Source organism: Saccharopolyspora flava (assembly GCF_900116135.1).
GTDB lineage: Bacteria > Actinomycetota > Actinomycetes > Mycobacteriales > Pseudonocardiaceae > Saccharopolyspora > Saccharopolyspora flava.
Window position 1 is genome coordinate 1,020,455 of the sequence record NZ_FOZX01000001.1, and the last position, 22,138, is coordinate 1,042,592.

Genomic DNA, 22,138 nt, shown 5'->3' on the forward strand with positions numbered 1-22,138 from the left:
TCTTGAGTCGCTCGATGGGGTTGGGGTGGGTCAGAGTTCGAAGGCGTTGGGGAGGACTTGGTGCATGGGGAGGACGCCGTCGGGGGTGTCGACGAGGCAGGTGGAGCCGCCTAGTTCTTGGAGGATCTGGCGGCAGCGGCCGCAGGGCATGAGGAGGTCGCCGGTGCCGCTGCGGCAGGCGACGGCGACGAAGCGTCCGCCGCCGGTGAGGTGGAGCTGGCCGGCCATCGTGCACTCGGCGCACAGCGTGACGCCGTAGGAGCCGTTCTCGACGTTGCAGCCGGTGACGACGCGGCCGTCGTCGCAGAGCGCGGCGGCGCCGACCTGCAGCCCGGAGTACGGGCAGTAGGCCAGCGCGGCGGCCTCGATCGCCTTGGCGCGCAAGGATTCCCAGTCGACGTCCACTAGTCCATCCCCCTCCGGTACTGCAACCCGTTGGCCTCCGGTGGTCGCAGCTGCTGCGCGGCCACGCCCAGCACGACCAGCGTGACCAGGTGCGGCGTGTAGGCCGTGAGCTCCTCGGGCAGCTGGTCGGTGAACCAGTACACCGAGTACATCACCGCCGCCGCCAGCAGCGAGATCCCCGCGGCCGTGAACCTGCGCCGCCACAGCTGGAGCGCGGCGACCACCACCAGCAGCAGGGTGGCCCCGTAGAACAGGGCGTGCACGCTGGTCTCGCCGCTGCGCAGCTGCAACCCGTCGGAGTAGCCGAACAGCGCGGCGCCGCCGAGCAGCCCGCCGGGCCGCCAGTTGCCGAAGATCATCGCGGCGAGGCCGATGTAGCCCCGGTTGTTGGTCTGGCCTTCGAGATACCCGGCCTGACCGGGGTTGAGGATCAGCGCTGCCCCGCCGATCCCGGCCAGCGCACCGGAGATGATCACCGCGACGTACTTGTACCGGTAGACGTTCACGCCCAGCGACGCGGCGGCGACCGGGTTCTCCCCGCAGGAGCGCAGCCGCAGCCCGAACGGCGAGCGCCACAGCACCAGGTAGCTCACCGGGACCAGCAGGTAGGCCAGCATCGTCAGCGGCGAGACGCCGGAGACCAGGCCGCCGAGCACGCCCGCGACGTCGGAAATCCCGACCCGCTGCAGGTCTTCGAGCTGCTGGAGCCAGCCCGAGACCGGCTGCATCGAGTAGGTGTCGAACTTCGGCACCGGCGGCGACTGCCGGGGGTTTTGCGAGATCGGCTCGAAGACCAGCGTGGACAGGTACTTCGCGGCACCGGCGCCGAGCAGGTTGATCGCCACGCCGGAGACGATGTGGTTGACGCCGAAGGACACCGTGGCGATCGCGTGCAGCAGCCCGCCCAGCGCGCCGAACGCGGCCGCCGCGATCAGCCCGGCCAGCGGACCCCACTGGTACCCGGCCCAGGCGCCGCCCCAGGTGCCCATGATCATCATGCCTTCGAGGCCGATGTTGATCACGCCCGCGCGTTCGGCCCACAGCCCGCCCAGCGCGGCCAGCAGGATCGGGATGCCCAGCCGCACCGCGGCCTGCACGGTTCCCGATCCGGTCAGCTGCGGCACGCCGGTCTGGTACGAGGTGATCGCCAGCGCCACGAACCCGACCGCGACCCACAGCAGCACTCGCGCCCAGCCGGGCAGCTTCTTCCCGCCCTGACCCGCGGAAGGGGTCCTCCCTGCCAACACCGAGGTCACGCCCGCTCACCTCCGCTCGCGGCGACGGGTTCCAGCGCCTCGCCCACCCGCCGCTGCTCGGCGGCCAGCTCGCGGCGGCGCACCAGCTCGTAGGCGACCACGACCGACAGCACGATGGTTCCCTGCAGGATGGTCACGATCTCCTTCGGCACGCCGATGTTGTCCAGCGTCAGCGAGCTCTTGTCCAGGAACGACCACAGCAGCGCGCCGAAGGCCACGCCCAGCGGGTGGTTCCGCCCCAGCAGCGCGATGGCCAGTCCCGCGAAGCCGTAGCCGGTCGGGAAGTTGATGGTGAAGGTGTGGTCGCGGCCCAGGATCTCCGGCAGCCCGGCCAGTCCCGCGATGGCGCCGGAGAGCAGCATCGCGGTGAGGATCATGCGCCGGGAGTTCACCCCGCCCGCGCGCGCCGCCGTGGGCGACAGGCCCGAGGCGCGCAGTTCGAAGCCGTAGCGGGTGCGGTCCATCAGCAGCGCGTACCCGACCCCGACCAGCACGGCCAGCGCCACCAGCCCGAACACGGTGCCCGCGCCGCCCAGCGGCAGCCCGGGCACCCGGCCGCTGGCCGGGATGATCGCGGTGCCCTGGCTGTTGCCGCGCATCTCGCCGAAGACCCGCACCAGGAACGCGATCAGGCCGATGGACAGGGTGTTGAGCATGATCGTGGAGATCACCTCGGACACCCCGCGGTAGACCTTCAGCAGGGCCGCGATCCCGCACCACGCGGCCCCGGTGACCGCGCCGACGACCACCACCAGCGCGGCGTGCAGCCCGAACGGCAGGCTCACCGCACCGGCCACGATCGCGGCCACGCAGGCCGCCAGCCGGTACTGGCCCTCGATGCCGATGTTGAGCAGGTTCATCTGGAACCCGATCGCCGCGGCGATGGCCACCAGGTAGTAGGCGCCCGCCGTGTTGACGATGTCCACGGCGGTCGTGCCCCGGCCGACCTGGGCGACCATCTCCAGCAGCGTCGCGATCGGATCGGCCCCGGAGATCAGCAGCACCGCGCTGCACAGCACCGCGGAGAAGACGATCGCCAGGGCCGGCGGCAGCAGCCGCGCCCGCCAGGTGTTCACATCGCCTCCTGGGTGCCGGTCATGGCGGCGCCGAGCTGCTCGGGCGTCACCGATCGCGGATCGGCCTCGGCGACGAGCCGGCCCCGGAACATGACCCGGATCGTGTCGGACAGGCCGATCAGCTCGTCGAGATCGGCCGAGATCAGCAGCACCGCGAGCCCCTCGGCCCGGGCGCTGCGCAGGTGCTCCCAGATGCCGGCCTGCGCGCCGACGTCCACGCCCCGGGTGGGGTGGGCGGCGATGAGCAACCGGGGGTCGCCGGAGAGCTCGCGGCCGACGATGAACTTCTGCTGGTTGCCGCCGGACAGCGCGGCGGCGTCCACGCCGATGCCGGGGGTGCGCACGTCGAACCGCTCGACGATGCGCCGGGTGTCGTCCTGGGCGCCCTGCCGGTCCAGCAGCCGCCCGCGCGAGACCGGGCGGCGGGTCTGGTGGCCGAGAATCCTGTTCTGCCACAGCGATTCGTCGAGCAGCAGGCCCTGCCGGTGGCGGTCCTCGGGCACGTACCCGATGCCCGCTTCGCGGCGAGCGAGGGTGCCGAGCGCGGTGATGTCGCGTTCGGCGAGCCGGACCTGTCCGGCCGAGACGGGCCGCATGCCCATGATGGCCTCGACGAGCTCGGTCTGGCCGTTGCCCTCCACCCCGGCGATGCCCACGACCTCGCCGGACCGGACGGTCAGCTCGACGTCGCTCAGCACCGGCCGGTCGTCGTCGAACGCCGAAAGTCCCGTCACGGCGAGGACTTCCCGATCGGTCACCGTGGACGGACCGCGCTCGGGGACCGGGAGGGCGCTGCCGACCATCATCTCGGCGAGCGCGCGGCTGGTGACCTCGGAGGCGGCGACGGTGCCGACGGTGGTGCCGCGCCGCAGCACCGTGACGGTGTCGGCGATGGCGCGCACCTCGTCGAGCTTGTGCGAGATGAACAGGAAGGTGAAGCCCCGCTCGCGCATGGTGCGCAGGGTCGCGAACAGCTCGTCGACCTCCTGCGGGACGAGCACGGCGGTCGGCTCGTCGAGGATGATGATCCGCGCGCCCCGGTAGAGGACCTTGAGGATCTCCACCCGCTGCCGCTCGGCCACGCCGAGGCGCTCGACCAGCACGTCCAGCCGCACCTCGAACCCGGCCTGCTCGGCCAGCTCCCGGATCCGGCGCCGCGCCTTCGTCCCGATGCCGTGGGCGCGCTCGGCGCCGAGCACCACGTTCTCCAGCACGGTCAGGTTGTCGGCGAGCATGAAGTGCTGGTGGACCATGCCGATGCCGGCCTCGATGGCCTCGGCCGGGGTGCGGAAGGAGACCTGCTCGCCGCGCACCCGGACCGTTCCCGAGTCCGGCGCCTGCATCCCGTAGAGGATCTTCATCAGGGTCGACTTGCCGGCCCCGTTCTCCCCGCACAGCGCGTGCACCTCGCCCGTCCGCACGGTGAGGTTGACGTCGGAGTTGGCCACGACGCCGGGGAAGGTCTTGGTGATCCCGCTCAACTCGACAGCGGGCGGCTCACCGGTGGGCGGGCCACCGGAATCCGGTTCGGCAGAGGTGTTCATGACGCTCCTGGACGGGTCTCACCGGCAGCGAACCAGGGGGACGCTCAACAGTGGACGGTTTCACCGCGCGACCGGCGCTGTTGGCGTGAACACGCCACCACCCCGCCGCGCTCACCACCCCGAGGACGAATACCGCGGTTTTTGACCGGTCAAAAACCGCGGTATTCGACCGGTCAAAACCTGCGGTTTTTGTCGGGTCGAATACCGCGGTTTTCGACCCGACGTGTGCCGCGTGGGTGATCAGGGTTGTTCGGGGACCTTGATCTGGCCGTTCGCGATGGCCGTCTTGTAGGCGTCGAGGACGGGTTTGAGGTCGTCGATCTTGCCGCCCGAGGTGGAGTAGGTGACGCCGTCGATGGCGACGTCGAACTTCTTCGGCACCGTGCTCAGGTCGTCGCGCGCGACGGCGGCGATGTAGTCGTAGACGGCCAGGTCGATGCGCTTGAGCATCGAGCTGATGATGACGTCCTTGTACTCGGCCACGGTCGGCTGGTTGTACTGGTCGGAGTCGACGCCGATGGCCTGCGCCCCGGCCCCCTCGACCGCGCCGAACACGCCCTTACCGGAGGCCCCGGCCGCGTGGTAGATCACGTCGGCGCCCGCCTCCAGCTGCCCGGTGGCGACCTCGGAGCCCTTGTTCGGGTCCTGGAAGCCGCTGAAGTCACCGGCCGGCGTCAGGTACTCCTGCTCGATCTTGATCTCCGGCGCGGCGGCCTTGGCGCCCGCCTCGAACCCGGCCTGGAACTTCTGGATCAGCGGCGTCTGCACGCCGCCGACGAACCCGACGTGGCAGCTCTTCGACTTGTGCGCGGCCACCACGCCCGCCAGGAAGGAGCCCTGCTCCTCGGCGAAGACCAGCGAGGTCACGTTCGGCACGCCGTCGATCTGCTCGTCGATGATGGCGAACTTCGTGCCGGGGAACTCCGGCGCGACGATCTTGAGCGCGTCGGCGTAGGCGTAGCCGACGGCGATGACCGGGTTGAAGCCCTCGCGGGCGAGCTGGCGCAGCCGGGTCTGCTTGGCGTCCTCGGGCTCACCGGCCCCGGCGTCGAGCTCCTTGGTCTCGCCCAGGCCCATGTCGGCCTTGGCCCGGTCCAGGCCCGCGACCGAGGCGTCGTTGAACGAGGCGTCACCGCGCCCGCCGATGTCGAACGCCACCCCGACCCGCATTCCGCTCGCGTTCGGCGGCGGCAGCTGCTGGGTGGTCGAGCTGGTCGGTGCCGCGGCCGCGGCGGGCGGCGGGTTCAACGCGCACGGCCCGCTCTCCCCGCCGTCGGCGCTCCCGCCGCCGGTGTCCTTCGCGCAGCCCGCGAGCGCCATCGCGCCGGTGAGCAGTAACGCAACCGTCGCGACACCTCTGCGCCGCGTTCCGGCACCCGAGCGCCGTCGTCGAGTCGGCGTTCGCCGCATGCCGTTCCCCTTTCGTCCGAGGCCACCGCGCCCCCGCGCCGGGCCCCGGATCAGCGGGACGCGCGGCGCCGGACGAAGATCCACTTTCGTGTGAATCTCACGCTCGGGACACGGTGCACGTCAGCCGGTGACGTGACTCTCGAAATTAAGGCTTGACGCTGCTGCTTGCGCATTGCTCACGTGTCACGAAATGATTTCTTACTCGATTAACCGGTACGCACCGCTTGTCTGGTCGATCACAGACAGCTCAGGCGAGTAGGCCGAGGCGATTAGTCGGGTCTAGCATCCCATTCGTCAAGGCCCCAGTTCGTGGCCGGTGACGGGCGTGCACCCAACATCGCTTGGGACCAACTGCAACTCGGGGCCGGCCGCCCCTGTTCCCGAACGCGGGGCCGTCAGTCCACCAGCGAGGTTGGAGGCCTTCCACCATGGCCAGCACCACCGCCTCCGCGGCCGACGCACCGACGCGCGCCGAAACCGTGCGCGCCAAGGGACGTCTCTACCGCGGCGATCTGGGCATGTGGTCGTGGGTCGCCCACCGGATCACGGGCGTACTCACCTTCTTCTTCTTGTTCGTGCACGTCCTGGACACCGCCCTCGTCCGGGTGTCGCCCAACGCGTACGACACGGTCATCGAGACCTACAAGCACCCAGTGATGATCCTGTTCGAACTCGGGTTGCTGGCCGCAGTGCTCTTCCACGCGTTCAACGGCATCCGCGTCATGCTGGTCGACTTCTGGTCCAAGGGCACGAAGTACCAGAAGCCGATGCTGTGGACCGTCATCGGGCTCTGGCTCGTCCTGATGATCCCGGCCGCGATCAGCATGCTCACCCGCGCCGTCACGGAAATCTTCGGGGGTTAAGCGCCAATGTCCGTCACCGACGCACCTCTCGCCGTGGAGAAGCCGCGCACCCCGAGCCGGTCCGCCGCCCGGCGCAACAACTTCGAGCTCTACGCCTGGTTGTTCATGCGCCTGTCCGGTGTGGTCCTGCTGTTCCTGGTGCTGGGCCACCTGCTGATCATGCTGTTCCTGGACGGCGGCGTCCACAAGATCAACTTCGCCTTCGTGGCGGGCCGCTGGGCCTCCCCGTTCTGGCAGTTCTGGGACCTGACGATGCTGTGGCTGGCCGGCCTGCACGGCGGCAACGGTCTTCGTACCGTCATCAACGACTACTCCCGGAAGGACAGCACGCGCTTCTGGCTGAAGATGCTGCTGTACGTCTCCGTACTGCTGACCGTGGGTCTGGGCAGCTTCGTGATCTTCACCTTCGACCCGAACATCGGCTAGCGCCGCAGAGACCACAGCGTGGCGAGGCCGGTCGCAGTGGCAGATGTCGGCTGCCGGTAGCGGGTCCCGCCACAGCCCGAGGAGGCGACCATGCAATTCCACAAGTACGACGTGGTCATCGTCGGCGCCGGTGGCGCCGGGATGCGCGCCGCGATCGAGTCCGGCCAGCGCGCCAGGACCGCGGTGCTGACCAAGCTGTACCCCACCCGCTCGCACACCGGTGCGGCCCAGGGCGGGATGTGCGCGGCGTTGGCCAACGTCGAAGAGGACAACTGGGAGTGGCACACCTTCGACACGATCAAGGGTGGTGACTACCTGGTCGACCAGGACGCCGCGGAGATCATGGCCAAGGAGGCCATCGACGCGGTCCTGGACCTGGAGAAGATGGGGCTGCCGTTCAACCGGACCCCCGAGGGCAAGATCGACCAGCGCCGGTTCGGCGGCCACACCCGCGACCACGGCAAGGCCCCGGTCCGCCGGGCCTGCTACGCCGCGGACCGCACCGGCCACATGATCCTGCAGACGCTGTACCAGAACTGCGTCAAGCACGGCGTGGAGTTCTACAACGAGTTCTACGTCCTCGACGTCATGATGAACGAGGACGCCAACGGCGAGCAGGTCTGCACCGGCGCCATCGCCTACGAGCTGGCCACCGGCGAGATCCACGTCTTCCACGCCAAGTCCGTCGTGTTCGCCACCGGCGGTTTCGGCAAGGTCTTCAAGACGACGTCCAACGCCCACACCCTCACCGGTGACGGCATGGGCATCATCTACCGCAAGGGCCTGCCGCTGGAGGACATGGAGTTCTACCAGTTCCACCCGACCGGCCTGGCCGGCCTGGGCATCCTCATCACCGAGGGCGTCCGGGGTGAGGGCGGCATCCTGCGCAACGCCGACGGCGAGCGCTTCATGGAGCGCTACGCCCCGACGATCAAGGACCTCGCGCCGCGCGACATCGTCGCCCGGTCGATGGCCCTGGAGGTGCTGGAAGGTCGCGGAGCGGGCCCGAACAAGGACTACGTGCTCCTCGACGTCACCCACCTCGGTGAAGACCTGCTGATGTCCAAGCTCCCGGACATCATGGAGTTCTCCCGCACCTACCTGGGCGTCGAACCGACCGAGGAGCCCGTCCCGGTCTACCCGACCGCGCACTACGCCATGGGCGGCATCCCGACCAACGTCGAGGGCGAGGTGCTGCGCGACAACGAGAACGTCGTCCGCGGCCTCTACGCCGCCGGTGAGTGCGCCTGCGTCTCGGTGCACGGCTCCAACCGCCTGGGCACCAACTCGCTGCTGGACATCAACGTGTTCGGCCGCCGCTCCGGCATCGCCGCCGCCGAGTACGCCCACAGCGCCGAGTTCGTGGACATGCCGGAGGACCCGGCCAAGCTGGTCGAGGGCATGGTCGACCACCTGCGCACCAACACCGGCGGCGAGCGGGTCGCGACCATCCGCACCGAGCTGCAGGCCACGATGGACGCCAACGCCTCGGTGTACCGCACCGAGGAGACGCTGAAGACGGCGCTGTCGGACGTGCAGGCGCTCAAGGAGCGCTACGGCCGGATCGCCGTGCACGACAAGGGCAAGCGGTACAACTCCGACCTGCTGGAGGCCATCGAGCTGGGCTTCCTGCTCGACCTGGCCGAAGCCCTGGTCAACGCGGCCCTGGCCCGCAAGGAGTCCCGCGGCGGTCACGCGCGCGAGGACTACACCTCCCGGGACGACACCAACTTCATGCGGCACAGCATGCAGTACAAGGTGCTGCCCGAGTCCGAAGATCCGAACGCGCCGCTCGGGTTGACCGGGTTCCAGGCCGACATCCGCCTGGACTACAAGCCGGTCGTCGTCACCCGGTACCAGCCGATGGAGCGTAAGTACTGATGACTGCCGCCACCACAGAATCGAACCCCACGCAGATCCCGGAAGACGCCCCGCCGATCCCGGACGACGCGGTGATGGTCACCGTCAAGATGCTCCGCTACAACCCGGAGCAGGACTCCGAGCCGCACTGGGAGTCGTACCGGATCCCGGCGCTGCCGTCGGACCGCGTGCTCAACCTGCTGCACTACATCAAGTGGTACGTCGACGGCACGCTCACGTTCCGCCGCTCCTGCGCCCACGGCGTGTGCGGCTCGGACGCGATGCGGATCAACGGCGTCAACCGGCTCGCCTGCAAGGTCCTCATGAAGGACATGCTCAACAAGGACGGCGAGACCACGCTGACCATCGAGCCGATCAAGGGCCTCCCGCTGGAGAAGGACCTGGTCGTCGACATGGAGCCGTTCTTCGAGGCCTACCGGTCGGTGCAGCCGTACCTGCAGACCAAGGGCAACGAGCCGACCCGCGAGCGGATCCAGTCGGTGGCCGAGCGGGAGCGCTTCGACGACACCACCAAGTGCATCCTGTGCGCGGCGTGCACCACGTCGTGCCCGGTGTACTGGTCGGACGGCAACTACTTCGGCCCGGCCGCGATCGTCAACGCGCACCGGTTCATCTTCGACAGCCGCGACGAGGCCGCTGAGGAGCGCCTGGACATCCTCAACGACGTCGACGGCGTGTGGCGCTGCCGCACGACCTTCAACTGCACGGACGCCTGCCCGCGTGGCATCCAGGTCACCAAGGCGATCCAGGAGGTCAAGCGCGCGCTGATGTTCCGCCGCCGCTGACCGGCACGACTCAACGGCGCCCACCCCGCACAGGGGTGGGCGCCGTTGTCACGTTCAGGGGACCTCGTTCAGGAGCGGGTCGCGCGGAAGGCGCGCCAGCCGAGGACTCCGATGATGGTGCCCAGGACGAGCGAGACCACGGCGATGACCAGGTGCACGATCAGGTAGGCCGTGGGGCTGCCCTGCGCCCAGGAGCGGTCGCTGTTCCAGATGTTGCGCATGAACGTCGGCCACAGCAGGTAGGACCAGACCCCGAAGGCCAGCAAGAACAGCGCAACTCGGCGAGAAATCGTCACGTCCCCGAGTATCCGCTGTTACCGGGCTCACCCGAGGTCCCGGGTCGAGTGCACGCCGGACGTTCATGGACCGGACCCGTTAACCTCTCCCGTGTGCCTCCGCGTCCACTCCCGTCGGCGAAACCCCGTGCGAAATCACCTTTTTGGCCGGTTCTCGCCACGCTGCTCGCCGCTCTCCCGCTGCTGACCACCGCGCCCGCCGCCGCGCAGGCGCCCGAATGCCCGCAGGTCGAGGCGCCTCCGCCGCCGGTCGACACCTCCGAGGTCCCGGCGCCCGGGCAGCCCGCCCCGGCTCCGGTGCCGGTGCCCGAGACACCGGTGGGCGGCGAGAAGATGGCCGGCTGCGCGCTGCAGACCGACCCGAACCAGCCCGGCCCGCCGCCGGACGTCGCGAACTCCGCCGCGGGCTGGGTGCTGGCCGACCTCGACTCCGGTGAGGTCCTGGCCGCCAAGGACCCGCACGGCAGGCAGCGCCCCGCCTCCACCATCAAGGTGCTCACCGCGCTGACCGCGCTGCACGAGCTCAAGCTCGACGACACGCTGGTCGCCACCCAGGAGGACGCCAACCAGGAGGGCACCCGGATCGGGCTGCAACCGGGCATGACCTACACGGTCGGCCAGGTCTTCCAGGCGATGCTGATGGGCTCGGGCAACGACGCCGCGCACGCGCTGGCGATGAAGATGGGCGGCGTCGACGTCGCGCTGCGGAAGATGAACGCGCTGGCGGCCGAGATCGGCGCGCTGGACACCCGCGCCGCGACACCGTCCGGACTGGACGGTGCCGGGATGAGCACCTCCGCCTACGACCTGGCGACGATCTTCCGGGTGGCGATGCGCGAACCGGCGTTCGCCCAGGCCATCGCCACGCCGATGATGGTGCTGCCCGGCGCTCCCGGGCAGCCGCCGTACGAGCTGTGGAGCGACAACCAGGTCCTGCGCAACTACCCGGGCGGCCTGGGCGGCAAGACCGGCTTCACCGACGACGCCCGGCACACCTTCATCGGCTCCGCCGAGCGCGACGGTCGCCGCCTGGTGGCGGTGATGATGCGCGGCGAGAACCACCCGGTGCGGTTGTCGCACCAGGCGATGGCGCTGCTGGACTACGGCTTCTCGCTGCCCAAGGGGGCCGTGGTGGGCGAGCTGGTGACGACCTCGCCGCGCGCCCCGGAGCAGGTGGCTCCGGCCGCCCGCGCCGACCTGCCGCCGCCGGGGACCAACGGCGCCGGCGTCCACGACTCGTCGTTCTTCGGCACGATCACCGGCCCGCTGCTGCTGCTCGCCGCGGCTCTGGTGGCGGTGGCCGCTGCGGTGCTGCTGCGCCGTCGCCGCGCCCAGCTGGCCCAGGCCCGGCGTCAGGCCTCAGCGGAGTCCGCCGAGCACCCCTAGGAGTTCCCGCGCCGTCCCAGCAGCCAGCCCGCCAGGGCGCCCGCGCCGAGCAGACCGGCGGTGGTGCGGGCGCCTGGGCGGCGGTGGACCCGGACCGTCGGGCGGATGATCGCCGGGCCCGGCACGGGCACCGGCCCGGCCTCGCGGTTCTCCCGGGCCGAGGCGGTCCAGGCGGTCACGAACAGCACGAAGCGCGACATCAGGTTGGCGAACACCAGCAGACCCAGGATCGGGCCGAACGCGGTCCCGGCGGGCGAGTTGGTGACGGTGTTCAGGTAGATCACGCCGACCTGCTTGAGGATCTCGAAGCCCACCGCGGCGAACAGCGCGCCCCAGATGGCGCTGCGCAGCGTCACGGGCTTGCGCGGCAGGCGCGCCAGCACCCACACGAACACCAGCCACCCGGCCAGCAGCGACAGCAGGATCGACAGCACCCGCAGCGACACGTCGGCCACGGCGCTCTGCTGGAAGCCGGCGGCGCGCAGCAGCAGCCGCCCGACGCCGCCGCCGAGCGCGCTGATGCCGAACGACAGGGCCATCGCCAGCCCGAGGCCGATCAGCGACACCAGGTCCGAGCCCATCCGCTTGAGCATCGGCTGCGCGGTGGGGGCCTGGGTCCACTGGGCGGTGAGCGCCTCGCGCAGGTTCGTCATCCAGCCCAGACCGGAGTACAGGGCGGTGAGCAGGCCGATGATGCCGACCGCCCCGGCCTGCTCGATGGCCTGGTCGACGACCTTGTTGAGCATCTCGCTCATGGCCGGGCTCGGGACGGCGGTGGTGATCGACCGCTTGAGGTCGGCCAGCAGCTCGGGGTTGCCGCTGAGCACGAAACCGGCGGCGGCGAACCCGATCATCAGCAGCGGCACCAGGGCCAGCACGCTGAAGTAGGTGATCGCGGCGGCGTAGTAGTCGCCGTACTGCTTCTGGTATCCGGTGGCGGCCCGGATCAGCCGGTCGAGCCACTCGTGCCGCCGGCGCAGCCGGGCCAGGCGGCCCGGCTGCTCCTGTTGGTCCGTCATGGTGCGCCTCCCACCCCGCGGCGTTCCCCCGAACGGTGGCAGGCTACCGGCTGTTGATCACGTCAGCGCATCGGCGACAGGAATCCCACTCGTTCGAACACCGTCTGCAGGGTCTGCGCGGTGACCTCGCGGGCCTTGTCCGCGCCGCGCTGCAGGACCTTGTCCAGCTCGGCCGGGTCGTCGAGGTAGCCCTTGACCTTCTGCTGCAGCGGCGTCACGAACTCGACGACGACCTCGCCGAGCTCCTTCTTCAGGTCGCCGTAGCCGCGCCCGTCGTAGGCGGTTTCGAGCTCGGCGACGCTCTGGCCGGTCAGCGCCGAGTAGATCGCCAGCAGATTGGAGATGCCGGGCTTGTTCTCGACGTCGTAGCGGATCTCGCGCTCGGTGTCGGTGACCGCCGAGCGGATCTTCTTCGCCGAGCGCTTGGGCTCCTCCATCAGCTCGATCACGCCGCTGGGCACCGACTTGCTCATCTTGGAGGTCGGGTCCTGCAGGTCGAAGATCTTGGCGGTGTCCTTCGGGATGTGCGCCGAGGGGACGGTGAAGGTCTGGCCGAAGCGGGAGTTGAAGCGCTGCGCGAGGTTGCGGGTGAGCTCCAGGTGCTGGCGCTGGTCCTCGCCGACCGGGACCGCGTCGGCCTGGTAGATCAGGATGTCGGCGGCCTGCAGGATCGGGTAGGTGAACAGGCCGACGCTGACGTGGTCGGCCTCCTGGCGCGCGGACTTGTCCTTGAACTGGGTCATCCGGCCGGCTTCGCCGAACCCGGCCATGCACTCCAGGACCCAGGACAGCTGGGCGTGCTCGGGGACGTGGCTCTGCACGAACAGCGCCGAGCGGTCGGGGTCGATGCCGAGCGCGAGCAGCTGGGCCGCCGACAGACGGGTGCGCTGCCGGAGCAGCTCGGGGTCCTGCTCGACGGTGATGGCGTGCAGGTCGACGACGCTGTAGAAGCACTCGTAGGTGTCCTGCATGGTGACCCATTCCCGCAGGGCGCCGAGGTAGTTGCCGAGGTGGAAGGAGTCGGCCGTCGGCTGGATGCCGGACAGGACGCGGGGCCGCCGGCCCTCGGACTGTTCGCTGGTCTGGGTTGCGGGGCTGTCGCTGCTCACGGGTCCGATTCTCGCAAGCGCCGCCCCGCGCCCGGGACCGGGCTCAGCAGACCGGGCTCAGCCCTTGCGCTGGTTCTCCGGCTGGATCTTCTTCTTCCGGAAGACGCCGACGACCATGCCCGCGACGCCGAGCACGACGGCGCTGAGGCCGACGGGGCCGAGCGAGTCCATCGACGGCGCCGCCAGGACGACGACTCCGGGCTGGGCTTCGGCGAGGCCCGCGGTCGTCGGCAGGAGCGCTGCCGCGACGGCACCGGGTGCGGAAGCCCGCCCGATCACGCGAGATATTCGGCTACGCAACAGCGTGCCTCCCTGCGAAAGTTGACCCTTTCGGGGGCCATCTACTCGTGTGGTCCGATGGCGGACAGTACCGACCGCCTGTTGCGATCGCGGTTGCCTTGCGTAAACCAACCACGACAGGGTGATCATATTTTCCGGACCTAAGCAGTTTTCCCCGGGTTGTTGATCAGTGCTTTCGCAGGTGAGCGGTGGGGCCGGCGGCTCACCGGCCCCACCCCGCGTCACCAAGAGACCTGAATCTCACTCAAATGGAGTATTCAGGCCCCTACACAGCGCTGATGCCGAGCTGCACCTGACCCACTCGCCCGTACGTCGTAGTGCGCTGCCGCGCGGTGCGCCCCGCGCGCCCGGCCAGCTCGTGCAACTCCTCGACGCTGCGCTCCGATCCGTGCTCGGATCCGGCCATCCGGCTGATCGTCTCCTCCATCAGCGTCCCGCCGACGTCGTTGGCGCCGCCGTTGAGCACCTCGGTCGTCCCGGCGTCGCCGAGCTTGACCCACGAGGTCTGCACGTTGTCGATCCGGCCGTGCAGCAGGATCCGGGCCATCGCGTGCACCGCCCGGTTGTCCCGCCGCGTCGGCCCCGGCCGGGCCAGGCCCGCCAGGTAGATCGGCGCGTTGCGGTGCACGAACGGCAGCGGCACGAACTCGGTGAACCCGGCCTGACCGTGCTCCCGAGCCCGGTCCTGCACCCCGGCCAGCGTGCGGAAGTGCCCCAGCCAGTGCTCCGGGTGATCGACGTGGCCGTACATCATCGTCGACGAGGACGGGATGCCCAGCCGGTGCGCCGTGCTGACCACCTCGATCCACTCGGCCGCGGGCAGCTTGCCCTTGGTCAGCACCCAGCGGACCTCGTCGTCGAGGATCTCGGCCGCCGTGCCCGGGATGCTGCCCAGACCGGCCTCCTTCAGCTCGGACAGCCAGTCCTCGACCGACACGCCCGCCTTCGCCGAGGCGCTGACGATCTCCATCGGGCTGAACGCGTGCACGTGCATCTCCGGCACCCGCTCGCGCACCGCCCGCACCAGGTCGGCGTAGCCCGACACCGGCAGCCGCGGGTCGATGCCGCCCTGCACGCACACCTCGGTCGCCCCGGCCCGCCACGCCTCGTCGGCGCGCTCGGCGACCTCCTCCGGCGACAGCCGGTAGGCGTCGGCATCGCGCTCGCGCTGCGCGAAGGCGCAGAACCGGCAGCCGACGTAGCAGATGTTGGAGAAGTTGATGTTGCGGTTGACCACGTAGGTGATGTCGTCGCCGACGACCTCGCGACGCAGCCGGTCGGCGATCCCGGCCAGCTCGTCCATCGCCGCTCCGTCGCAGGTCATCAAGGCCATCGCGGCCTCGTGGTGCTGCTCCTCCAGCAGCACCGCCGGGTCCGACTCGGCCAGCCGCAGGCCCTGTTTGACGTCGGCGTCCAGCCGCTCCGGCGACGCCGCCGAGGGCACCTGACCGCGCAGCTCGTCCCAGTCGCCGTAGACGGTGTCGAAGTCGGTGCGCCGGTCCTCGCTGCGACCCTCGGTGTCGATGCTGCGGTGCAGGTCGGTGCGCCCGATCGACTCGAACCCGCCGTCCGGCTCCTGCCACTCGCGACCGACGATCTCGGCGTCGGGATCGGCGAAGCCGTCGGCGTCCGACAGCGCGTCCACGTGCGAGGCGACCCGCAGGTCCAGCCACTGCGTGCTGTCCCCGGCCAGGCCCTTGCGCACGTAGCGCGGGTAGGCGGTCAGCCGCTCCCGCAGCCGGAACCCGGCCTGACCGGTGAGCTCGTCCAGCTCGTCGATGTGCGGCCACGGGCGCTCCGGGTTGACGTGGTCCGGGGTCACCGGCGAGACACCGCCCCAGTCGTCGATGCCGGCGCGCAGCATCAGCAGGTGCTCCTCGCCGACCAGGTTCGGCGGCGCCTGCACGCTCACACCCGAGGGCATCAGCAGCCGCGCCACGGCGATGGTGGCGGCCAGGTCCTGCAGGTCCGCGTCGGGCATCGAGCGCATCGCCGTGTCCGGCTTGGCCCGGAAGTTCTGGACGATGATCTCCTGGATGTGCCCGTACTGGCGGGCGGACTGGCGCAGCGCCAGCAGCGACTCGGCGCGCTCGGTGCGGGTTTCACCGATGCCGATGAGGATTCCGCTGGTGAACGGCACCGCGACGCGTCCGGCGTCGGTGAGGACCCGCTTGCGGACGGCGGGTTCCTTGTCCGGGCTGCCGTAGTGCGGGCCGCCCTTCTCGCTCCACAACCGCTCGGAGGTCGTCTCCAGCATCATGCCCATGCTGGCCGCGACCGGCTTGAGCCTGGTCAGCTCGGACCAGGACAGCACGCCGGGGTTGAGGTGCGGCAGCAGCCCGGTCTCCTCCAGCACCGCGATCGCGCAGGACCGGACGTAGTCCACTGTGGAGGAGTAGCCGCGGGCCTCGAGCCACTCGCGGGCGGCGGGCCATCGCTCCTCGGGGCGATCGCCCAGGGTGAACAGGGCTTCCTTGCAGCCCGCGGCGGCGCCCTGGCGGGCGATCTCCAGGACCTCGTCGCGCTCCAGGAACGCGGACTCGACCTTGTGCGGGACGGTGGCGAAAGTGCAGTAGTGGCACCGGTCCCGGCACAGCCTGGTCAGCGGGATGAACACGTTGCGGCTGTAGGTGACGACATCCGGGTGGCCTTCGGCGACCAGGTGCGCATCGCGGGCCTTGCCCGCTGCGGTCAGGAGTTTGTCCAGGTCATCGCCGCGCGCGTGCAGCAGAACCGCGGCCTCGGTGGCGTCGAGGGTGACGCCGTCGGTGGCGCGGCGCAGCGCGCGCCGCATCGCCGATGCGCTGGGGGTCTGTTCCGGCGGGGTGATGTTCAGATCTGCAACCGACACCTGACGACTCTAAGTCGGCGCGAAGTCGTTGCCCAGCCGTCACACGCGTGCGCAGTCCCTCACTTTCGGCTACCGAATTGCTCCGTTAAGACCTACCGAGTGTCCCCGAATCAGGCGCAAAATCCGGACGAATGCCACTGGGTGCACCAATTCTTCGTCTCCTGGGAGGGACACGTTGTCGCGCAGAAGTAGGAGAGGCCGTTCGCTGCGGATCGCAGGATCGGCCCTGGCCCTGACGCTGCTGTTACCCGCAGGCCTGCTCGGTTCGGCGCCACAAGCGCCCGCGAGCACGGCCGTTCCGGCGCACTTCGTGGTCGTCGGCCCCGTCGGCGACGGGCTCGCGCAGACCGAGGACTCGGTGCGCGCCGTCGGCGGCACCGTCGTGCAGAGCTGGCCGCAGATCGGCGTGGTCGTCGCGAGCTCGCCCGATCCGGCGTTCGCCGCGACCGTCCGGCAGCAGCCGGGCGTCGAGCAGGCGGGCGCCAGCCGCAACCTCGCCGAGCAGCTGCCGCCGACCGAGTCCACGCAGCTGGAAACCCTCGAAGGGCACGCGGGCGCCGTCGGCACCACCGCGGCCGACGGCAAGGAACCGCTGGAAGCCGACCAGTGGGACCTGCCGCAGATCAAGGCCGATCAGGCCAGCGCGATCTCGCAGGGCAGCAAGGACATCACGGTCGGCGTCCTCGACTACGGCATCGATCCCACCCACCCGGACCTGGCGCCGAACCTCGACGTCTCCCGCTCGGTGAGCTGCGTCAACGAGGGCGTGCCGGACCAGAACCAGGACGCGTGGCAGCCGCAGGACCCGACGCAGGACCACGGCACCCACGTCTCCGGCACCATCGCCGCCGCCCGCAACGGCGTCGGCGTCGCCGGGGTCGCCCCGAACGTCACCCTGGCTTCGGTGCGGGTCATCGACGACGGCGGGTTCATCTACCCCGAGTACGCGATCTGCGGCTTCATCTGGGCCGCCGAGCACGACTTCGACGTCACCAACAACTCGTACTTCGTCGACCCGTGGTTCCTGTGGTGCGACAGCGACCCGGACCAGAAGGCCGCGGCCGAGGCGGTCCGCCGCGCCGTCGCCTACGCCCAGGGCCACGACGTGGTCAACGTCGTCTCGGCGGGCAACAGCAACTGGGACCTGTCGCAACCGATCCACGACACCGAGAGCCCGAACAACGGCGGGCCGACCCAGGACCGCCAGACCGGTCCGGAGTGCCACGTGCTGCCCGGTGAGCTGCCGGGCGTGGTGGCGGTGTCCGCGGTCGGCGTGAACGCGGTCAAGTCGTACTACTCCAACTACGGCCAGGGCTCGATCTCGGTGACCGCCCCGGGCGGCGACGCCCGGCAGATCCCGGACACCCCGTCGGCCAACGGGCGCATCCTCTCCAGCGTTCCCGGCGGCGGCTGGGGCTGGATGCAGGGCACCTCGATGGCGGGCCCGCACGCGGCCGGCGTCGCGGCGCTGGTCCGCAGCACCCACCCGGACTGGACGGCCCAGCAGGTCATCGGCGCCCTGAACGACCAGTCCGACCCGCTCCCCTGCCCCGAGGACTACGACGGGGACGGCGACGGCGTCGTCGACGCGGTCTGCGCCGGAGGACCCACCGGAACCGGCTTCTACGGCTCCGGCCTCATCAACGCCCTCAACGCAGTCACCCGATAAGGCCCTCAAGTCGAATACCGCAGTTTTTGACCGGTCAAAAACTGCGGTATTCGTCGGGTCGAAAACCCCGGTATTCGACTTGAGGGGTCCGGGGGTCGGTTCACCCGAACGCGGCTGGTCCGGGGCCGGTGGCTCCGGTTGCCCGGTTCCCGGGGTGGCAGGACGCTTCGGGGGTGGGAGATTCCGAGAACTTCGTGATCGTCGGCGCGGGCATGGCCGGCGCGAAGGGCGCCGAGGCGCTGCGCAACCAGGGATTCGACGGGCGGATCACCCTGCTGGGCGATGAATCGCATCGCCCCTACGAGCGACCGCCGCTGTCCAAGGAGTACCTGATGGGCGGCGCCGAGTTCGACTCCGCCTACGTCCACCCGGAGTCCTGGTACGCCGACAACGACGTCGACCTGCGGCTGAACACCTCCGCGCGGCACGTCGACCGCGCGCTGCGCAGGCTGGAACTCGCCGACGGGACGCACCTCGACTTCGACAAGCTGTTGCTGGCCACCGGCGCCCACCCGCGTTCGCTGCCGGTCCCGGGCCACGACGCCGACGGCGTCCTGCAGCTGCGCCGGGTCGGCGATTCCGACCGCATCAAGCAGACCCTGTCCGGCATCGAGCACCTGGTGGTCGTCGGCGCGGGCTGGATCGGCCTGGAGGTCGCCGCCGCGGCCCGCGAGGCCGGGGTCGCGGTGACGGTCGTGGAGACCGCCGAGCTGCCGCTGCTGCGGGTGCTCGGCCGCGAGGTCGCGGAGGTCTTCGCCGCCCTGCACCGCGACCGCGGTGTGGCGTTCCGCTTCACCACCGCCGTCGACGAGATCCTCGCCCCGTCCGGGAAGGTCACCGGCGTCCGGCTCACCGACGGCCTGGAGATCGAGGCGCAGGCGGTGCTGGTCGCGGTCGGCGCGGACCCGGACGTGCAGCTGGCCACGGAGGCGAAGTTGCGCGTGGACAACGGGGTCCTGGTCGACGCGACGCTGCGCACCGGCGACCCGAACATCGTCGCGGCCGGTGACGTCGCCAACGCCTTCCACCCGCTGCTGGGCAAGCAGATCCGCGTCGAGCACTGGGCCAACGCCCTCAACCAGCCCGCCGTCGCGGCGTCCTCGATGCTCGGCGGCGACCGCACCTACTCGGAGCTGCCGTACTTCTTCACCGACCAGTACGACCTGGGCATGGAGTACCTGGGCCACGTCGACCCCGACGGCTACGACGAGGTCCTGTTCCGCGGCGACGTCGAAGCCCGCGAGTTCATCGCCTTCTGGCTCTCCGAAGGCCGCGTGGTGGCGGGCATGAACGTCAACATCTGGGACGTCGGCGAGCAGATCAAAACCCTCATCACCTCAGCCACCACGGTCGACCGCCAAGCCCTCGAAGACCTCTCGGTCCCCCTCAACGAACACATCGCCCGCTGACACCACCCGGTCGTGTGTTGTACACTCGCAACACACTGTTGGATACTCACAACGTGATCAGCAGTGGGCGGCACCCCAAGAAAGCCATTGCCGAGGCGATCAAACACGCCAGGGAGCAGGGCCTCATCGTGATCGAGCGACACAGTGGCCACCGCTGGGGCGTGATCGTCTGCATGCGCTGCAAGGGGAGGTTCTCCGTCTGGTGCACGCCCAGGGTGCCCGAGAACGACGCCGCCAAGATCCACCGATTCTGCGCACGACACCGGGAGTGCTCATGAACAGCCACGAGTTCACGCTGATCCTCGATCGCGTTCCGAACGAGGAGGAGCACGACGCGCTCTTCGAGGCGGGTTGTGATGACGCCGCGGTCGAAGAGCGGGACCGAGTCGGACTTCTCGACTTCACCAGGGAGGCCGACAGCCTCGCCCAGGCCTTGGTCTCGGCGATCCGAGACGCCGAGAGCGCGGGCTTTCGCGTGGAGGGAGTGCGGACCGACGACCTGGTGTCGCTGCGCACGGTCGCCGCGAGGTTGGATCGCAGCTACGAGAGCGTTCGGCTGCTCGCCGCCGCGAAGCGCGGCCCCGGCGGATTTCCACCGGCCATGTCCGGCGACGGATGGGCCCTCTACTCCTGGTCGCAGGTGGTCGACTGGTCGACCCGCCACCTCAACGCCGGAGCGGAGATCACCGCGCACGAGGTCGAGATCGCTGCGACGGATCACATCGTGCGAGCCCGAAACATGCTGCGCGACAACAAGGAGCGCGCAGAGCTCTCCCGCATCCTGACCGCCTGACCCGACGGACGACGGAAAAATCGGTCACGCCGGCGGCGGAGCCCGTCTACAGTCATCGGGGACTGTGGGGAGGTCTGGTTTGCGAAGAATGACGTACATGGTGGCGTCGACGATCGACGGGCGGATCGCGGGGCCTGACAACGGGAACCCGGACTTCTTCCTGCACGAAGGCGACCACGGGGAGTTCCTGCGCGCCGAGTACCCGGAGCTGCTGCCCACGCACGTCCGGCCGGCGCTGGGCGTCGAGGGGGCACCGAACAAGCACTTCGACACCGTGCTGCAAGGGCGGGGCAGCTGGGACATCGGGATGCGGGCGGGGATCACCAACGCCTACCGGCACCTGCGCAGCATCGTGTTCTCCCGCAGCATCACCGAAAGCCCCGATCCGACGGTCGAATTCGTCGCCACCGACCCCCTCGAACGGGTTCGCGAGCTCAAACGCGAGCCCGGCGCGGGGATCTGGCTCTGCGGCGGCGGCAGGCTCGCAGCGGCCCTCCGCCCGGAGATCGACGAGCTCATCATCAAGCTGCACCCGGTGTCCACTGGCGCGGGAATCCCTTTGTTCGACGGAGAATTCTCCCCGGAGGAGTACGACCTCGCCGGGGTGAAGCCCTTCGCCAGCGGAGTGGTCCACCTCACTTACCGTCGCCGTCGTTGAAAGCGGAATACCGTTGTTGACAACGTTCAATGACGACGTCGCGAACGTTGACGACAGCCGTTGTCACATCACAGTTTTTCGGGATTCCGAGGAATCGCGCGAACTTCCGCGATTCTCCCGGAGATCGCGATCGGAATTCCGCCCGCGGGCCCCCGGTCAGAGGTCGTAGGTCACCGTGACGGGGGCGTGGTCGGACCAGCGCTGGTCGTAGGTGGGGGCTCGTTCGACGACGGCTTCGGTGGCGCGTTCGGCCAAGCCGGGCGTGGCGACCTGGAGGTCGATCCTCCAGCCCGAGTCGTTGTCGAAGGCCTTGCCCCGGTAGGACCACCAGGAGTACGGGCCGGGGCCTTCGGGGTGGAGGCTGCGGACGACGTCGGTGTAGCCGGATTCGAAGACCTCGGTGAGCCAGGCGCGCTCCTCCGGGAGGAAGCCCGCGGACTTCTTGTTGGCCTTCCAGTTCTTCAGGTCGATCTCCTGGTGGGCGATGTTCCAGTCGCCGCAGACCACGACCTCGCGACCGGCGGAGGCGGCGCGCTCGCGGAGGCCGGCGAGGTATTCGCCGAACTCCTTCATGAAGCGCTCCTTCTCGTCCTGGCGCGCGGTGCCGACCTCGCCGCTGGGCAGGTAGAGGCTCGCGATCGTCACGCCCGGCAGGTCGCACTCGACGTAGCGGCCGCTGTCGTCGAACTCGGCGGAGCCGAATCCGATGCGCACGTCCTCCGGTTCGGTGCGGCTGTAGATCGCCACGCCCGCGCGGCCCTTCGCCGAGCTCGGGGCGAGGGTCGTGTGCCAACCCTCCGGCTCGCGCACCTCGGCGGTGAGCTGGTCGGGTTCGGCGCGGGTCTCCTGCATGCAGATCACGTCCGCACCGGTTCCCGCGAGCCACTCGACGAAGCCTTTCTTCGAGGCCGCGCGCAAACCATTTACATTCACCGTTGACAAAGTCAGCACACCACCGAGCCTAACCACCGCCTTTCCCTTCGCGAACCGCCCCGCACGAGT

Annotated in this window: 21 protein-coding genes; 10 read left to right on the forward strand and 11 right to left on the reverse strand. The window is 69.8% G+C overall.

All coding sequences use genetic code 11. The features are described 5' to 3' along the window. Nucleotides 1–30: 30 nt before the first annotated feature. From BM424_RS04665 to BM424_RS04685, 5 genes are all read right to left on the reverse strand, one after another. Nucleotides 31–405 (reverse strand): cytidine deaminase, encoded by a 375-nt coding sequence (locus BM424_RS04665; RefSeq protein ID WP_093413914.1) that lies wholly within the window; start codon nucleotides 403–405, stop codon nucleotides 31–33. After that, nucleotides 405–1,661, reverse strand: a complete 1,257-nt coding sequence (locus tag BM424_RS04670) for an ABC transporter permease (protein WP_093413916.1) — start codon at nucleotides 1,659–1,661, stop codon at nucleotides 405–407. Before BM424_RS04670 ends, BM424_RS04665 begins: the two co-directional genes overlap by 1 nt. Further along, nucleotides 1,658–2,737 carry an ABC transporter permease gene (locus BM424_RS04675; RefSeq protein ID WP_093413918.1) on the reverse strand — a complete coding sequence of 360 codons (1,080 nt, stop codon included), beginning with the start codon at nucleotides 2,735–2,737 and terminating at the stop codon, nucleotides 1,658–1,660. Before BM424_RS04675 ends, BM424_RS04670 begins: the two co-directional genes overlap by 4 nt. Beyond that, nucleotides 2,734–4,281 carry an ABC transporter ATP-binding protein gene (locus BM424_RS04680; protein ID WP_093413920.1) on the reverse strand — a complete coding sequence of 516 codons (1,548 nt, stop codon included), beginning with the start codon at nucleotides 4,279–4,281 and terminating at the stop codon, nucleotides 2,734–2,736. The genes BM424_RS04675 and BM424_RS04680 overlap by 4 nt, the downstream gene beginning before the upstream one ends. A gap of 240 nt (nucleotides 4,282–4,521) precedes the next feature. Then, a complete protein-coding gene (locus BM424_RS04685; RefSeq protein ID WP_093413922.1) occupies nucleotides 4,522–5,691 on the reverse strand; it encodes a BMP family lipoprotein in 1,170 nt (389 codons plus the stop codon). A gap of 428 nt (nucleotides 5,692–6,119) precedes the next feature. Here BM424_RS04685 and sdhC point away from each other — a divergent pair, with 428 nt between their 5' ends. The 4 genes from sdhC (at nucleotide 6,120) to BM424_RS04705 (ending at nucleotide 9,646) form a co-directional block, all read left to right on the forward strand. After that, complete coding sequence (sdhC, locus tag BM424_RS04690; RefSeq protein WP_093413924.1) at nucleotides 6,120–6,554, forward strand: succinate dehydrogenase, cytochrome b556 subunit; 435 nt, start codon at nucleotides 6,120–6,122, stop codon at nucleotides 6,552–6,554. A 6-nt stretch (nucleotides 6,555–6,560) separates the two neighbouring features. Next, entirely contained in the window at nucleotides 6,561–6,980 is a 420-nt protein-coding gene (locus tag BM424_RS04695; RefSeq protein WP_093413926.1) for a succinate dehydrogenase hydrophobic membrane anchor subunit, read from the forward strand. A 90-nt stretch (nucleotides 6,981–7,070) separates the two neighbouring features. Then, nucleotides 7,071–8,861, forward strand: a complete 1,791-nt coding sequence (sdhA, locus tag BM424_RS04700; protein ID WP_093413928.1) for a succinate dehydrogenase flavoprotein subunit — start codon at nucleotides 7,071–7,073, stop codon at nucleotides 8,859–8,861. After that, nucleotides 8,861–9,646: a succinate dehydrogenase iron-sulfur subunit gene (locus tag BM424_RS04705; RefSeq protein WP_093413930.1), complete on the forward strand. Its 786-nt coding sequence runs from the start codon at nucleotides 8,861–8,863 to the stop codon at nucleotides 9,644–9,646. The genes sdhA and BM424_RS04705 overlap by 1 nt, the downstream gene beginning before the upstream one ends. Before the next feature lie 68 nt (nucleotides 9,647–9,714). Here the strand turns inward: BM424_RS04705 and BM424_RS04710 are convergent, their stop codons facing one another. Beyond that, nucleotides 9,715–9,942, reverse strand: coding sequence for an SCO4848 family membrane protein (locus BM424_RS04710; protein WP_093413932.1), 228 nt, complete (start codon nucleotides 9,940–9,942; stop codon nucleotides 9,715–9,717). Nucleotides 9,943–10,035: 93 nt separating this feature from the next. Between BM424_RS04710 and BM424_RS04715 the strand changes: the two genes are divergently transcribed. Next, complete coding sequence (locus tag BM424_RS04715) at nucleotides 10,036–11,328, forward strand: D-alanyl-D-alanine carboxypeptidase family protein (protein WP_245775599.1); 1,293 nt, start codon at nucleotides 10,036–10,038, stop codon at nucleotides 11,326–11,328. On the opposite strand, the gene yhjD is transcribed toward BM424_RS04715, so the two are convergent. From yhjD to BM424_RS04735, 4 genes are all read right to left on the reverse strand, one after another. Beyond that, nucleotides 11,325–12,347: an inner membrane protein YhjD gene (gene yhjD, locus BM424_RS04720; protein WP_093413934.1), complete on the reverse strand. Its 1,023-nt coding sequence runs from the start codon at nucleotides 12,345–12,347 to the stop codon at nucleotides 11,325–11,327. The two genes, BM424_RS04715 and yhjD, sit on opposite strands and share 4 nt — an antisense overlap. A 62-nt stretch (nucleotides 12,348–12,409) precedes the next feature. Further along, the gene (gene trpS / locus BM424_RS04725; RefSeq protein WP_093413936.1) at nucleotides 12,410–13,456 is read right to left on the reverse strand and encodes a tryptophan--tRNA ligase; all 1,047 of its coding nucleotides are present in this window, start codon (nucleotides 13,454–13,456) and stop codon (nucleotides 12,410–12,412) included. 57 nt (nucleotides 13,457–13,513) lie between these two features. After that, the gene (locus BM424_RS04730) at nucleotides 13,514–13,735 is read right to left on the reverse strand and encodes a hypothetical protein (protein ID WP_093413938.1); all 222 of its coding nucleotides are present in this window, start codon (nucleotides 13,733–13,735) and stop codon (nucleotides 13,514–13,516) included. A 286-nt stretch (nucleotides 13,736–14,021) separates the two neighbouring features. Continuing rightward, nucleotides 14,022–16,607: a bifunctional FO biosynthesis protein CofGH gene (locus BM424_RS04735; RefSeq protein ID WP_093413940.1), complete on the reverse strand. Its 2,586-nt coding sequence runs from the start codon at nucleotides 16,605–16,607 to the stop codon at nucleotides 14,022–14,024. Between the two features lie 175 nt (nucleotides 16,608–16,782). Here BM424_RS04735 and BM424_RS04740 point away from each other — a divergent pair, with 175 nt between their 5' ends. From BM424_RS04740 to BM424_RS04760, 5 genes are all read left to right on the forward strand, one after another. Continuing rightward, a complete protein-coding gene (locus tag BM424_RS04740; RefSeq protein WP_245775600.1) occupies nucleotides 16,783–18,276 on the forward strand; it encodes a S8 family peptidase in 1,494 nt (497 codons plus the stop codon). A gap of 173 nt (nucleotides 18,277–18,449) precedes the next feature. Then, nucleotides 18,450–19,685: an NAD(P)/FAD-dependent oxidoreductase gene (locus tag BM424_RS04745; RefSeq protein ID WP_093413942.1), complete on the forward strand. Its 1,236-nt coding sequence runs from the start codon at nucleotides 18,450–18,452 to the stop codon at nucleotides 19,683–19,685. Nucleotides 19,686–19,738: 53 nt separating this feature from the next. Further along, nucleotides 19,739–19,963: a hypothetical protein gene (locus BM424_RS28315; RefSeq protein WP_139273999.1), complete on the forward strand. Its 225-nt coding sequence runs from the start codon at nucleotides 19,739–19,741 to the stop codon at nucleotides 19,961–19,963. After that, nucleotides 19,960–20,478, forward strand: coding sequence for a hypothetical protein (locus BM424_RS04755; RefSeq protein WP_093413946.1), 519 nt, complete (start codon nucleotides 19,960–19,962; stop codon nucleotides 20,476–20,478). The genes BM424_RS28315 and BM424_RS04755 overlap by 4 nt, the downstream gene beginning before the upstream one ends. 79 nt (nucleotides 20,479–20,557) lie before the next feature. After that, entirely contained in the window at nucleotides 20,558–21,136 is a 579-nt protein-coding gene (locus BM424_RS04760; RefSeq protein ID WP_093413948.1) for a dihydrofolate reductase family protein, read from the forward strand. Between the two features lie 156 nt (nucleotides 21,137–21,292). On the opposite strand, the gene BM424_RS04765 is transcribed toward BM424_RS04760, so the two are convergent. Then, nucleotides 21,293–22,087 carry an exodeoxyribonuclease III gene (locus BM424_RS04765; protein ID WP_093413950.1) on the reverse strand — a complete coding sequence of 265 codons (795 nt, stop codon included), beginning with the start codon at nucleotides 22,085–22,087 and terminating at the stop codon, nucleotides 21,293–21,295. Nucleotides 22,088–22,138: the final 51 nt, after the last annotated feature.

What these genes read in the sequence shown, in the direction of transcription:
- BM424_RS04680 (WP_093413920.1), bottom strand. Translation starts at nt 4,281, where the DNA reads ATGAACACCTCTGCCGAACCGGATTCCGGTGGCCCGCCCACCGGTGAG.
- BM424_RS04685 (WP_093413922.1), bottom strand. Translation starts at nt 5,691, where the DNA reads ATGCGGCGAACGCCGACTCGACGACGGCGCTCGGGTGCCGGAACGCGG.
- sdhC (WP_093413924.1), top strand. Translation starts at nt 6,120, where the DNA reads ATGGCCAGCACCACCGCCTCCGCGGCCGACGCACCGACGCGCGCCGAA.
- BM424_RS04695 (WP_093413926.1), top strand. Translation starts at nt 6,561, where the DNA reads ATGTCCGTCACCGACGCACCTCTCGCCGTGGAGAAGCCGCGCACCCCG.
- sdhA (WP_093413928.1), top strand. Translation starts at nt 7,071, where the DNA reads ATGCAATTCCACAAGTACGACGTGGTCATCGTCGGCGCCGGTGGCGCC.
- BM424_RS04705 (WP_093413930.1), top strand. Translation starts at nt 8,861, where the DNA reads ATGACTGCCGCCACCACAGAATCGAACCCCACGCAGATCCCGGAAGAC.
- yhjD (WP_093413934.1), bottom strand. Translation starts at nt 12,347, where the DNA reads ATGACGGACCAACAGGAGCAGCCGGGCCGCCTGGCCCGGCTGCGCCGG.
- BM424_RS04755 (WP_093413946.1), top strand. Translation starts at nt 19,960, where the DNA reads ATGAACAGCCACGAGTTCACGCTGATCCTCGATCGCGTTCCGAACGAG.